The sequence below is a fragment of the Granulicella tundricola MP5ACTX9 genome, from assembly GCF_000178975.2.
GTDB lineage: Bacteria > Acidobacteriota > Terriglobia > Terriglobales > Acidobacteriaceae > Edaphobacter > Edaphobacter tundricola.
The window spans coordinates 2,951,361-2,965,118 of the sequence record NC_015064.1 but is presented as its reverse complement, the minus strand read 5'-3'; the positions used below and the strand labels follow the sequence as shown (position 1 = coordinate 2,965,118).

Below are 13,758 nucleotides of genomic sequence, written 5' to 3'. Positions count from 1 at the left end.
CTATGCTCATCGATTGGTTCACCGTCATCGCGCAGATGCTCAACTTCCTGATCCTGGTCTGGCTCTTGAAGCATTTTCTTTATCAGCCCATCCTTAACGCCATCGACACGCGCGAGAAAGGTATCGCGTCCAAGCTCGCGGATGCTGAAGCGAAAGAGGCTGACGCCCATAAGCAGCAGGAAGACTTCGAATCCAAGAACAAGACTTTCGACGAGCAGCGGGCTGCACTGATGACCAAGGCCGACAGCGACGCCAAAGCAGAGCACGATCGTCTGATTGGCGATGCACACAAGGAAGCGGATGGAGTTCGCGCCTCTGAGGCCGCTGCGCTGAAGGACGATCAGGCGCACCAGACGGTCGCAATCAGACGCATGGCTCAGGACCAGGTGTTTGCGATCACAAAAAAGACATTGGCCGATCTCGCGACCGTAACTCTGGAGGAACGCATCGGAGAAGTTTTCACGCGCAGGCTGCGGGAGATGAACGCTAAGGATAAGGAGGAAATGGGCGCTGCGCTGAAGTCTTCGCCCGAGGCCTCACTGCTTCGCAGCGCTTTCAACCTTCCCGACCAGCAGCGCGCTGCGATTCAGAATGCGCTGAATGAAACTTTTTCCGCAGTGATCCGGGTTCGATATGAGACGGATGCGAATGCAATCAGCGGCATCGAACTCACCGCGCAAGGGCAAAAACTCTCCTGGAGTATCTCTAGCTACCTCGATTCCTTTGATCGGAGTCTTGCCGAACTGACATCGCAGGGAACGAAGCCGGCGCCTGTTACAGAGGCTAAATGAGTGAGCCCGTCGGAGTTCTGCTGACGGCGCTAGACAGCGTCTTCGATGAACTGACGCATGCGTGCGCCACCTACTCGCCAAGCCTGGTGCCGGAGGAGATTGGAATCATCACCAGTCTTTCGACTGGCATCGCCACCATCTCCGGTCTGCCGAACCTCGGCAATGAAGAGTTGGTCAGCTTCAAAGACGATCGCCTGGGTTTGGCGTTCAACGTGGATGAAGGAGAGGTCGGCCTCATCCTGCTCTGCGACTACCAAGACCTCCACGTTGGCGACGAGGTGCGACGCACCGGACGCGTGATGGACATAGGCGTTGGGAATGGTTTGCTGGGTCGCGTGCTCGATCCGCTGGGCCGGCCAATTGACGGCAAGCCACCTCCGCTGACCGAACATCGTCTGCCTGTGGAACGGCCAGCCCCCGCGATCATGGATCGCGCACCGGTTAGCGTTCCGCTGCAAACGGGACTGAAGGTCGTTGATGCGATGATCCCCATAGGTCGCGGTCAGCGTGAACTCATTCTTGGCGACCGACAAACCGGCAAGACCGCGATTGCGACCGACACGATTCTGAATCAGCGCGGACAGAATGTGGTCTGCGTGTACTGCGCCATTGGACAGCGAGCGTCCTCGGTTGCCAAAGTCATCGCCAACTTGGAGGAAAAAGGCGCGATGGAGTACACGGTCGTTGTCGTGGCGGAGGGCAACAATGCACCTGGGCTGGTCTACATCACACCCTATGCGGCAACCAGTATCGCCGAGTACTTCATGGAGCAAGGGCGCGACGTGTTGATTGTCTATGACGATCTCACGCAGCACGCACAGGCCTATCGCGAGCTTTCCCTTCTACTGCGTAGACCTCCGGGTCGAGAAGCATATCCCGGCGACATCTTCTACATACACTCCCGCATGCTGGAACGTTCTACTCATTTGATCAAAGATCTGGGCGGCGGTTCCCTGACTGCTCTTCCCATCATCGAAACCGACGCGCAGGATATCTCCGCATACATTCCCACCAACCTGATCTCCATCACCGATGGTCAGATCTACCTTTCGCCTACGCTGTTTGAGCTTGGCGTCCTTCCGGCCGTCGACGTGGCGTTATCTGTCTCGCGCGTGGGGAGCCAGGCACAGAAGCCCGCTTACCGTGCTGTCGCAGGCGATCTCAAGCTCGCCTACTCGCAGTTCGAAGAACTCGAAACCTTCGCAAAGTTTGGAACGCACTTGGACGACGCGACACGGAAGACCATCGATCATGGCCAGCGGATACGGGCTTGTCTGAAGCAGCCGCAGTCCCAGCCTCTTCCGGTCGCACAACAGATTGTCGTGCTGATCGCGTTGCAGGCCGGACTGTTCGATCAAGTTCCTTTGGATAAAGTAGCGGACGGTGAAGGCGCACTTCAAAAGGCGCTCAAAACACTTCCCAAAGACGTTGCCGGTCGGCTCACGTCGGAAGACAAGTTGAGCGACGAGGATCGCAAAACGATCGTCGCGCTTGCAAAAGGCGCGCTAGCGGGCTTTCAGCCTAAACCCGATCCAGCCCCAGCGACGAAGGACGCCAAATGAGTGGATCGACCGAGCAACTGAGTCGCAAAATCAGCGGAGCCAAGGACCTTGGTGGCGTCGTGCGAGCGATGAAGGCCCTTGCAGCGTCGAGCGTTGGACAGTATGAGAAGGCGGTCAACGCTCTTGACGACTACCTGCACACGGTAGAACTGGGTTTGATCGCTTGTCTACACCGAGCGAGTAAGGGTTTTCCAGCCATCGACATAAAGCCGCAGCATGCAGATAAGATCGGCGCAGTGATCTTCGGTTCGGATCAGGGTCTCGTCGGCAGCTTCAATGAAGTCATCGTCGAATTCAGCCAGAAGTCCCTGCGCGCTCTTGCAGGAAGGGTGACTCAAATCTGGGTCGTCGGCGATCGCGCGAAGGCGTTGCTGGCTGAGACCGGTGGAATTCCAGTGCGAGGGCTGGAGGTGCCAGCTTCTCTCGATGCGATCACCCCGCTGGTAGGGCAGATCCTGCTCGAACTCGAGGCCGCTCGCGAGAAGGGCGAGATATGGGAGGTTCACGTCTTTCACAATCATCCGAAGCCCAGTTCAGCGTATGAACCCGTAGGGCGGTGGCTGCTTCCTCTGGACGCCGCCTGGGAGCAAAAACTACATGCAACACCTTGGCCTACCAAGACACCTCCGCAAGTGATCGACGGGGTTTCATCCGCCTTTCCAATCTTGATTCGCGATTACTTATTTGTTCTGTTGTTTCAAGCCTGCGCGGAGTCTCTTGCCAGTGAGAACGCTAGCCGACTCGCGTCCATGAGCCGCGCCGAGAAGAGCATTGACAGCATGCTTGACGACCTCAATCGCAAGTATCACCGGCTTCGACAGGAAAGCATCGATGAAGAACTGTTCGACGTGATCGCCGGATTCGAGGCGCTCACCAGAAAGAAGCCCAAGCCCAGCTCAGATACTTCATTGGCCAAGACAAGCCATTAGACGATCTCGCGACCGTTCACAAAACACTAGCGCAATCCGCTTTCAGGAGGACAAACGTGAAGATTCAGTCTGAAAAGTTTCGAGTTGAGCCAGACAAGAAATTCCGGCTTGACGACAGACCAACCATTATCAAACCGTACTGTAAGTCAAAGAAGCAATACCGCAAGACCTTGGAAGACCACGTTGAAGAACTGAGTTCGTTACAGCAATTGCATTACGCTTCGCATCGATACGCGCTTCTAATCATCTTTCAGGGCATTGATGCAGCCGGCAAGGACGGAGCGATACGACATGTCATGTCGGGGGTCAATCCTGAAGGCTGCGAAGTGTTCAGTTTCAAGCAACCAAGCGCGGAGGAGCTGGAACACGACTTCCTCTGGCGCACGACGTGCCGGCTGCCAGAGCGAGGCCGAATCGGTATCTTCAACCGCTCCTACTATGAAGAAGTGTTGGTCGTACGGGTGCATCCGGAGATTCTTAAGAACGAGGGTCTGTCAGAAGAACTTCGCGACGAAAAGGCCGTCTGGAAAGAACGATACCGTTCCATCGAAAACTTCGAGAGCCACCTGCATGTAAACGGAACGCGCGTCGTCAAGATCTTCCTCCATCTGTCGCAGGAAGAGCAGCGCAAGCGCTTCCTCGAACGGATCGATGAGCCTGACAAGAATTGGAAGTTCAGCATAACGGACATCCACGAGAGAAAGTATTGGAAGCAATATGCCGCGGCGTTTGAAGAATGCCTGAACGCGACGAGTACCGAGGCTTCGCCCTGGTTTGTCGTGCCAGCTGACGACAAAGAAAATGCACGTCTGATTATCTCCAGGATTGTGATGGATGCACTGAAAGACCTAAAGATGTCCTATCCAAAGACCACGGCAAAGCGGAAGGCTGAACTGCAGGCCATTCGCAAGCTTTTGATGAAGTAGGGCGGGTCGGGCCGAGCCATCGGTCCATGAAATGAGGAATCCAATGAAGGTCGATCCAAGAGCAGGTCAACCCGCGATGGCCAGCGACCTCGTCGATGTCCAGAAGCTCGTCGCTGCCTACTATGAAGAGCGCCCTGATTCGGGTATCCCTGAACAGCGTGTCGTGTTCGGCACATCGGGACATCGCGGTTCCTCTTTCGAGAAAACATTCAATGAATGGCACATCCTGGCGATTACGCAGGCCATTTGTCTTTACCGCAAGCAGCAAAAGATCGGCGGGCCGTTGTTCCTCGGAATTGACACTCACGCGTTGTCACAGCCGGCCGTCGAAAGCGCGCTTGAGGTTCTGGCCGCGAATGGTATCGACGTAATGCTGGCGGGACGCGAGGAATATACTCCAACCCCTGTGATCTCGCACGCCATCCTTACCTACAATCACGGACGGACGACGGGTCTTGCAGACGGCATCGTTATTACTCCTTCGCACAATCCTCCCGACACTGGCGGCTTCAAGTACAACCCGCCTCATGGTGGCCCGGCAGAAGAGAAGATCACTGCCTGGATTGAAGAACGGGCGAATGAATGTCTCGCTCACCAACTCAAAGGTGTCCAGCGAATCTCCATCGATAAAGCACTGGCTGCACCGACCACGCATCGTCACGACTTCCTGACGGCCTACGTAGACGACCTGCACAACGTCATCGATATGGATGCAATCCGGTCGTCGGGCCTCAGCGTTGGCGTAAATCCGCTCGGCGGGGCCGGCGTGCATTACTGGGAGCCGATTGCAAAGTGCTATGGCTTGAATCTGAAGGTCGTAAACGAGACCGTCGATCCGACGTTTCGGTTCATGACGCTTGACTGGGACGGAAAGATTCGCATGGACCCTTCTTCGGAATACGCCATGCGACCTTTGATTGCCCTAAAGGATAAATTTGATCTCGCTATTGCCTGCGACACAGATCACGACCGCCATGGCGTCGTAACGCGAAGTGTTGGATTGTTGCCGCCCAATCACTACCTGGCAGTATGCGCCGACTATCTGTTCCAGCATCGTCCACGTTGGTCAAAGGATATGGCGGTGGGCAAAACCGTGGTCAGCAGCAGCATGATCGACCGTGTCGCGGCTCGCCTAGGTAGAAAGCTCTATGAGGTTCCGGTCGGCTTCAAATACTTCGTTGACGGGTTGCTTCACGGCGGTCTCGGATTTGCAGGCGAGGAGAGCGCCGGCTCTTCGTTTGCGCGCATGGATGGCTCTGTCTGGACCACGGACAAGGATGGCATTATCGCCGCTTTGCTGGCAGCGGAGATCACTGCGGTCTGCAAGAAGGACCCGGGAGAACTGTATGCGGAACTTTCGGGCAAGCTCGGCAACTCACGCTATCGCAGATCCGAAGCCCCCGCGACAAACCAGCAGAAGGCAGCTCTTGAACACATCACGGCAAAGGATATTCACACGGCTGACCTAGCAGGCGAGAAGCCGATAACTATCAGGACGAAAGCCGCTGGAGATGGCAATCCCATCGGCGGGATCAAGGTCGCCGCCGCAAATGGATGGTTTGCTGCACGGCCGTCGGGAACCGAAGCCATTTACAAGATTTATGCAGAAAGCTTCAGTGGAGAAGAGCTTCTGGCTCTCATCGAGGCTGAAGCGCAAACCGTCGCAAACCAGGCGTTTGCATCCGCAGCGCTGGCAACGATGAACCGAGAGCCTCAGGAGACAAAGTGAGCGATCTGAAATCCAGCAAACCAGATAAGAAGGCCGCAGGAGTAAACGCAGCACCCGCTTTGGGAATTGACGCACTCAAGGAGTTGGCGCTGAATCTGCATTGGTCTTGGAACCACATGGCGGACCCCCTTTGGGAAGCCCTGGACAGTTATCTATGGCACTCAACGCAGAATCCCTGGGTGATTCTGCAAACGGTCTCAGACGATAGGGTAAAGGTTCTTCTGGGCACGCCAGAGTTTCAGGAGCGCCTCTCCGACTTGCTGCAGCACAAACGCAAGTTCTTCTCGGCTGACGCGTGGTTTCAAAAGACGCATCCCAAGATATCGCTCACAACGATTGCCTATTTCAGCATGGAGTTCATGCTGACCGAAGCCTTGCCGATTTACTCTGGCGGACTTGGCAATGTCGCGGGCGACCAGATGAAGGCGGCGAGCGACTTGGGCGTGCCAGTAGTCGGCGTTGGCTTGCTATGGGGGCAAGGATACTTTCGTCAGGACTTCGATGCTGATGGCAATCAACGCGCGCTCTATCCCGTGAACGATCCTGGGCAAATGCCCGTGCAGCCGCTGCGGCGTGCGAACGGAGAGTGGCTGCGTATCCAAATTCAACTCCCCGGTGCCATGATCTGGCTGCGATGCTGGCAGGTGCTCGCCGGTCGGACAAAACTATTTCTCTTGGACGCGAATGACTTCGCCAATAGCGCCGCACATCGCGGAATTACTAGCGAGTTATACGGCGGCGATGCTGAGATGCGGCTGAAGCAAGAGATCGTTCTGGGTATCGGGGGTTGGCGTCTGCTCCGAGAACTGGGTCTCAGCCCTGAAGTGTGCCATCTCAACGAAGGCCACGCGGCCTTCGCTGTGCTTGAACGCGCTCGGTACTATATGGCAGATCATCGTGTTTCTCTTGATGTCGCGCTGACGATCACCAGGGCAGGAAACTTGTTTACAACCCACACAGCTGTCCCAGCTGGATTTGACCGATTCGCCCCGGAGCTCTGCTGGAAGTATCTCGGCCACTACGCGAAAGACGAACTGGCAATTTCCATGGAGGAGCTCCTCAGTTTGGGAAGACAGAACCCTGCAGATGCCTCCGAGCCTTTCAACATGGCTTACCTTGCGCTTCGCGGCAGCGGTCAGGTCAGCGGCGTCAGCAAGCTGCACGGAGAAGTAAGCAGGCAGATTTTTCAGCCGCTGTTTCCGAGATGGCCTCAGGCGGAAGTCCCGGTGGGTTCTGTCACGAACGGAATTCATGTGCCGACCTGGGATTCCGCCGAGGCGGACGCGCTTTGGACCAGGGCATGCGGGCCAGATCGTTGGCGGGGCGACCGCCCACTCGCAGACAGCGTTCGTGGCTTGACCGGCGGTGAGTTGTGGCGAATGCGTACTTCGGCCCGAAAGACGATGCTCGCTGAGGTGCGTCACCGCTACGCGCGGCAGCTCTCGGCCAAAGGCGGTCCTCACATAGACATCGCTGAACTGTTCAAGGAAGACGTGCTAACAATTGGGTTTGCACGCCGCTTCGCAACCTATAAGCGTCCCGATCTCTTGCTGCACGATCCTGACCGGCTCATTCGCCTGCTCACAGATTCGCGACGCCCTGTGCAACTGATCCTGGCCGGTAAGGCTCATCCTGAGGATATTCCGGGACAGGAGCTTATCAAGCGGTGGAACGATTTCATTGAGCGGCCCGAGGTTCGGAGCCATGTTGTGTTCCTTAGCGACTACGACATGCAGATGGCGCAAGAACTGGTCAAGGGTATGGATCTCTGGATCAACACACCTCGGAGACCTTGGGAGGCCTGTGGGACAAGCGGAATGAAAGTTCTGGCCAATGGAGGGCTCAATATCTCCGAGCTTGACGGCTGGTGGGCGGAGGCTTATACCCCGGAGATCGGATGGGCGATCGGAGACGGAAAAGAGCACGGCGAGGATCCTGCATGGGACGCTTCCGAAGTGGAAAGTCTCTACACGCTGCTGGAGCAGCAAGTTGTTCCCGAATTCTATGATCGAGACGAGCAAGGAATGCCTGCCCGGTGGCTTGATCGTGTACGCGAGAGCATGGCGACGCTCACTCCTGAGTTCTCTGCGAGCCGGGCAATACGCGAATATACAAACGATCATTACCTGCCAGCCGCTGCAGGCTACAAATCACGCTCTGCGAACGATGGCAAGCTCGGCGTCAACATTTTGCAGTGGCAGCGCCGGCTCGCAGACCATTGGCAAACGCTCGCCTTTGGCACAGTCACGGCCGAGACGAGAGATGGTCAACACTGGTTTTATATTCCGGTCGTCTCTGGTGGGCTCCGTCCGGATGAATTCAGAGTGGAACTCTATGCCGCTCCGACCGAAGAGAGCGGGGACAAACCTGAGATCATGGCTGTATGTAAATCTTCGGCAGACTCGTCAGGCATCCTCATCTACTCAGTTTGCTGTCTCGCAAAACGTCCGGTCGAAGACTATACAGCCCGTCTCATCCCATCGCACCCCGAAGCGTTCGTCCCTCTCGAAACCGGGCAGATTATCTGGCAGCGATGACAAATGCAAAGAACCCTAGCGGTTGCCTTTACACCTGCCCAGTGCACACGGATGTCCACCGGGCCGGTCCGGCGACTTGTCCGCGTTTCACGCGGTCTGCATTTCCGCTTCTGTTTCACAAATACCCGCATTGACGATGGCGAGAAACTCATCGGCCTTCAGACTGGCACCGCCAATCAGAACACCGTCGATGCCGTCCTGACCCAAAAACGCGGCTGCATTCCCCGGTTCAACGCTGCCACCGTAATGGACCGATAGCTCCTCGGACCACGTCGCCCCAAGTATCTGAGTGAGTTTTCTCCGAATGAGCACATGCGTATCATGCGCCTGTTGAGGAGTTGCATGATGTTCGTCGTTGCCGATCGCCCACACTGGTTCGTAGGCGACGCTGAGGTGAGACAACATATCGGACGATACTCCATCCAATCCGGTGCTGAGCTGATGATCGAGTACCGCCTCCGTCCGTCCGCCTTGTCGCTGCTCTAGAGTCTCGCCCACGCAAAGGATCACGTCCAAACCTGAATCGAGCGCACACTTCACTTTACGATTGATAAAAGCTTCGGATTCGCCTAGCTTGTGTCTGCGCTCACTATGTCCCACGATGACGTATTTGCAGTCGAGATCGAGCAACATGTTCGGGCTCACCTCGCCGGTGAAGGCGCCTTCGGTTTCCGGGTAAACATTCTGCGCGCCAAGCGCGACCCGGCTACCCCTGAGCATGTCTCCAACGATCGGAAGGTACGGGAACGGTGGGCAGAGGACTACTGTGACGTGGTCCGGCGCGGCCAAGCCATCAACTATGCCCTTGGCGAGTTGCTGGGCTTCGAATGAGGTCGTGTGCATCTTCCAGTTCCCAACAATGAATTTCTGGCGGATTTCCGTTTTCATCTGGCTCCTCCTGCATATGCGAGATAGTCCACTTCATCCTGCACGCTCATCTCGTGATCAGCCTCTACCGTTGCGCTGTATTCGCCGCGATGCGCAGCGCGGTCGCACTTGGCGCGATGGTAGAGAGCTTTCTGCGCCGGGATGACGTTCGCCTGGTTGCCATGCCAGATTTCCAGGGCTGGCTCTTGAATGGCGCGCCCAAAGGAGAACGACAACTCCCAGGGAAGGCGCGACTTGTGCCGTACGTTCATCGCATTGAGACGGGCGGAGGCAAGTTCGCCGGATTGACCGCCTGACAAGAAGACAACGCCCGGAACCGCGGCGGGAACCGAGCGCAACAGACAACCGACCGTTGCATCGGCCACTTCCTCCACAGACTCCTGCACAGGGCAAGTCACACCGGGAAGCACCATATTTGGCTTCAGGATCATTCCTTCGAGTTTCACCCGTTGGGCATAGAGCTCCCTGAAGACGCTACGCAGAACTCTCTCGGTGACTTCTGAGCACATGTCCAAGGTGTGAGATCCCTCCATTAGAACCTCCGGCTCGACGACCGGGACAAGTCCTGCCTCCTGACACAGCGCGGCATAGCGGGCCAGCGCGTGTGCATTAGCTTCAACGCACCCGTGGCTCGGAGTCCTATCGCCGATAGCGAAGACCGCTCGCCACTTCGCGAAGCGAGCGCCCATTTGCGCATACTCCGCCAAGCGAGCACGCAAGCCGTCCAAACCTTCCGTAACCTTTTCACCCGGGAACGCCGCCATCTCTTTGGCCCCCAGATCGACCTTAATGCCTGGAATGATACCGCGTGCCGCAAGGGCCTCGGCAAAGGGTATTCTGTCGTTCATCTCTTGCCGAATTGTCTCGTCGTAAAGGATCGCTCCACTAATAGACTCGCTAAGACCTGGCGTGTTCACAATCAACTCTCGGTACAGCCGGTGGGACTCCGCAGTCTGTGGGATTCCCCACTTGGCAAAACGCTTATTGCAGGTTTCGGTGCTTTCGTCGATCGCCAGTAGGCCCTTGCCGTCGGCGACCATCATCTTGGCCGTTGCTTCAAGAGTTTGCATGTTCACTTTGTGGCACTCCATTTCCAATTCCGGATCTCCGGCATGTCCTCGCCGTGGGCGTCGATGTAATGCTTGTGCTCGATGAGCTTGTCCTTCATCTGCTGTTTTAGATAGTCGCCCTTTGAGCCCAGATTCGGTACCCGGTCCACTACGTCCATCACCAGGTGAAAGCGGTCGAGGTCGTTTTGCACGCGCATGTCGAAGGGCGTCGTAATCGTGCCCTCTTCTTTGTAACCGCGCACATGAAGGTTGCGGTTGGTTCGAGCGTAGGTGAGACGATGGATCAGCCAGGGATACCCGTGAAAGCCAAAGATGATGTGTTTGTCTTTTGTGAAAAGGGAGTCGTAATCACGTTCCGTCAGGCCGTGGGGATGCTCCGTGCTGGGTTGCAGCTTCATCAGATCGACGACGTTGACGACACGTATCTTCAACTCAGGCAGATGCTCGCGAAGAATCGAGACTGCAGCGAGGATCTCCAGGGTAGGGGTATCTCCACAACAGCCCATCACCACGTCTGGCTCGTTTTCCTGATCGTTGCTTGCCCATTGCCAGATGCCCACTCCCTCCGTGCAATGCACGACAGCCTGATCCATCGTGAGCCATTGCGGGAGCGCATGTTTCCCAGCGACGACGACGTTGACATAGTTCCGGCTGCGCAGGCAGTGATCGAAAACAGACAAGAGGCAATTAGCATCCGCTGGAAGGTAACAGCGCACGATATCGGCCTTCTTGTTGATGACATGATCGAGGAAGCCAGGGTCCTGGTGCGTGAATCCATTGTGATCCTGCTGCCAGACATGCGAGGCCAGCAGATAATTCAACGACGAAATGTCGCGTCTCCAAGGCAATTCCCGGCAAACCTTCAGCCACTTTGCATGTTGGCTGAACATCGAATCAACGATACGAATGAACGCCTCGTAACTGTTAAACAGACCATGCCTTCCGGTTAGAAGATAGCCCTCCAACCAACCCTCGCATTGGTTTTCGCTCAACATCGAATCCAACACGCGGCCCTCCGGTGCGAGGAACTCGTCGTTGCTGTATTCCCGCGCATCCCACTGGCGGTTGGTGACCTCAAAGACGGCCTGAAGAAGGTTCGAGACCGTTTCATCGGGACCAAACACGCGAAAGTTTCGTTTGTCCTGATTGAGCTTGGCAACGTCCCGCAGAAACGACCCCAGCACAAGCGTGTCCTCAACCTCCACTGCGCCCGGAGAGTTAACTGTTACAGCGTGGTCGTGGAAGTCAGGCATATCAAGGTCGCGGAGCAGAATGCCGCCATTGGCATGTGGGTTGGCTCCCATCCGTCGGTCGCCCTTAGGCGCCAACTCTGCCAGTTCTGCAAGGAGTCGGCCATTTTCATCGAAGAGTTCTTCGGCCTTATAGCTCTTCATCCACGCTTCCAGAAGTTTTACGTGATCCGGATGTGCGGGATCGACCAGAAGTGGCACTTGATGCGATCTAAATGTCCCCTCAATCTGTAAACCGTCGACGACCTTCGGCCCCGTCCAGCCCTTGGGCGACTTGAGGACGATCATTGGCCAGCGAGGCCGCGTAGTATCGTTGCCGGTACGCGCATTGCTCTGGAAGCGATGGATATCCTCGATAGCCACATCGATCGTAGTTGCCATGAGTTCATGCATCTTCTCAGGCTCGTCACCTTCTACGAAGTATGGAGTCCAGCCACAACCCCGCAGGAATTGATCCAGCTCCTCATGCTCGACGCGAGCCAGAACAGTCGGATTGCTGATTTTGTAGCCATTGAGGTGCAGGATCGGTAGCACCGCCCCATCGGTCCTGGGATCGAGAAACTTATTGGACTGCCAGGAAGTAGCTAGCGACGCCGTCTCCGCCTCTCCATCACCAATGACGCAGGCGACGATCAGGTCCGGATTATCGAACGCCGCTCCAAATGCATGGCTGAGAGAGTAGCCCAACTCGCCGCCTTCGTGGATCGACCCGGGAGTCGTCGGCGCGACGTGACTTGAGATGCCTCCCGGAAACGAGAACTGCTTGAAGAGCTTCTTCAATCCCGCTTCATCCTGGGTGACGTTGGGATACACCTCACTCCAGGTGCCTTCGAGGTACACGTTGCCGACGATGGCCGGCCCGCCATGTCCTGGCCCTGCAATGTAGAACATGTTCAGGTCATACTTCTTGATGATCCGGTTCAGATGCACGTAGATGAAGTTCTGCCCCGGCGTCGTCCCCCAATGTGAGACCACCAATGGCTTCACGTGTTCGAGCTTGAGTGGTTCTCTCAAGAGTGGATTCTCATAGAGGTATATCTGGCCGACCGACACATAATTGGCTGCCCGCCAGTAAGCGTTCATTCGGCGAAGCAGGTCTGGAGTGAGCGTTGCGCCACCCTTGAGCGACTCCTCCGCGGCTATTGCATCGGACGTTTCGTGAAGCAGGTCCTCGGTCGTGAGCATGTCGGTTGGCATTCTGAATCTCCTTTTCGAACTGGTGACACGGCTAGGTTGCGTCGTTCGTCTGCAATCCGAGTGAAGTGAACTTTGCGCGGGTGGACTCGTAATCGACGTGATGAATGCTTCGCATCCCCAGGCGCTCCGCAATCTGAACGAACATCGGAGTGTTGTCGATGAAAACAGCGCGCTCAGGGGCGGTCTGGGCAAGGTCAAGGGCGAGCCGGAAGATTTCAATATCTGGCTTCCGCATTCCAACGAAACAGGAAGAGATGAATGCGTCCACCAATTGGTCGAGCCTGAAGGTGCGAATGCGATGGGCATTGATCTCGCGCGACTCATTGCTGACCACGACAATCTTCAGGCCGTGTTGAGCCTTGAGTTGGGCAACCAGGCCAAGCATCTTCGGATATGGCTTCGATTGGGCAAACATGAAATCGCGAAATTGAATCCGGGTAAACGGCCGCTTCTCAAAGAACACCACCCACCCCAGGTATTCCTCAAAGGAGAGCTTGCCCTCCTCGTGCGTCTCGAAGACGAGACGATGACGCTCATCCATCTCTGACCAATTCAGTTTGAAGTGTTTGGCCGCTCGCTTGCGGGCAAGATGGTCCCAACCATTCGTGAGCAATACCCCGCCTACATCCACAAACAACGTCGTAATTGGTAAGGACTTTTTCACTAAGCAGCGATATGGCCTTTTGGCGAAATGCCAGTCGAGAGCGTAACCCTCGGATGGACCGTGCGGCCCCAAGAACCGAAGGCCAGCTCGATATCACCATCTACACTCTCGCACTATCGATGCCTTCAATCTGAGCATTACAGCACACCGCCCATCGAAGCGATATTGGCATAGGGCTGTGAACGCCTTTGTCGCACGTGGCTTATTTTTTGTTT

General features: G+C 56.1%; 10 protein-coding genes. 6 read left to right on the top strand and 4 right to left on the bottom strand.

Features of this window, described 5'->3' with window-relative positions:
- Positions 1-2 precede the first annotated feature (2 nt).
- Genes ACIX9_RS12630 through glgP form a run of 6 tightly spaced genes read left to right on the top strand, consistent with a single transcriptional unit; the run spans position 3 to position 8,474 of the window.
- A complete protein-coding gene (locus ACIX9_RS12630; protein WP_013580876.1) occupies positions 3-791 on the top strand; it encodes a F0F1 ATP synthase subunit delta in 789 nt (262 codons plus the stop codon).
- Positions 788-2,353 (top strand): alternate F1F0 ATPase, F1 subunit alpha, encoded by a 1,566-nt coding sequence (locus ACIX9_RS12625; protein ID WP_013580875.1) that lies wholly within the window; start codon positions 788-790, stop codon positions 2,351-2,353. Before ACIX9_RS12630 ends, ACIX9_RS12625 begins: the two co-directional genes overlap by 4 nt.
- On the top strand, positions 2,350-3,282 hold the full coding sequence (locus tag ACIX9_RS12620; protein WP_013580874.1) for a F0F1 ATP synthase subunit gamma: 933 nt from the start codon (positions 2,350-2,352) through the stop codon (positions 3,280-3,282). Before ACIX9_RS12625 ends, ACIX9_RS12620 begins: the two co-directional genes overlap by 4 nt.
- Positions 3,283-3,338: 56 nt before the next feature.
- Complete coding sequence (locus tag ACIX9_RS12615) at positions 3,339-4,208, top strand: ADP-polyphosphate phosphotransferase (protein ID WP_013580873.1); 870 nt, start codon at positions 3,339-3,341, stop codon at positions 4,206-4,208.
- Positions 4,209-4,251: 43 nt separating this feature from the next.
- The gene (gene pgm, locus ACIX9_RS12610) at positions 4,252-5,937 is read left to right on the top strand and encodes a phosphoglucomutase (alpha-D-glucose-1,6-bisphosphate-dependent) (RefSeq protein ID WP_013580872.1); all 1,686 of its coding nucleotides are present in this window, start codon (positions 4,252-4,254) and stop codon (positions 5,935-5,937) included.
- Positions 5,934-8,474 (top strand): alpha-glucan family phosphorylase, encoded by a 2,541-nt coding sequence (glgP, locus tag ACIX9_RS12605; protein ID WP_013580871.1) that lies wholly within the window; start codon positions 5,934-5,936, stop codon positions 8,472-8,474. The genes pgm and glgP overlap by 4 nt, the downstream gene beginning before the upstream one ends.
- Before the next feature lie 87 nt (positions 8,475-8,561).
- On the opposite strand, the gene tpiA is transcribed toward glgP, so the two are convergent.
- Genes tpiA through ACIX9_RS12585 form a run of 4 tightly spaced genes read right to left on the bottom strand, consistent with a single transcriptional unit; the run spans position 8,562 to position 13,543 of the window.
- Positions 8,562-9,362 (bottom strand): triose-phosphate isomerase, encoded by an 801-nt coding sequence (tpiA, locus tag ACIX9_RS12600; protein WP_013580870.1) that lies wholly within the window; start codon positions 9,360-9,362, stop codon positions 8,562-8,564.
- Positions 9,359-10,432 (bottom strand): class I fructose-bisphosphate aldolase, encoded by a 1,074-nt coding sequence (locus tag ACIX9_RS12595; protein WP_157477532.1) that lies wholly within the window; start codon positions 10,430-10,432, stop codon positions 9,359-9,361. Before ACIX9_RS12595 ends, tpiA begins: the two co-directional genes overlap by 4 nt.
- Positions 10,433-10,434: 2 nt before the next feature.
- On the bottom strand, positions 10,435-12,879 hold the full coding sequence (locus ACIX9_RS12590; RefSeq protein WP_013580868.1) for a phosphoketolase family protein: 2,445 nt from the start codon (positions 12,877-12,879) through the stop codon (positions 10,435-10,437).
- A gap of 31 nt (positions 12,880-12,910) precedes the next feature.
- Entirely contained in the window at positions 12,911-13,543 is a 633-nt protein-coding gene (locus tag ACIX9_RS12585) for an HAD family hydrolase (protein ID WP_041597091.1), read from the bottom strand.
- Positions 13,544-13,758: the final 215 nt, after the last annotated feature.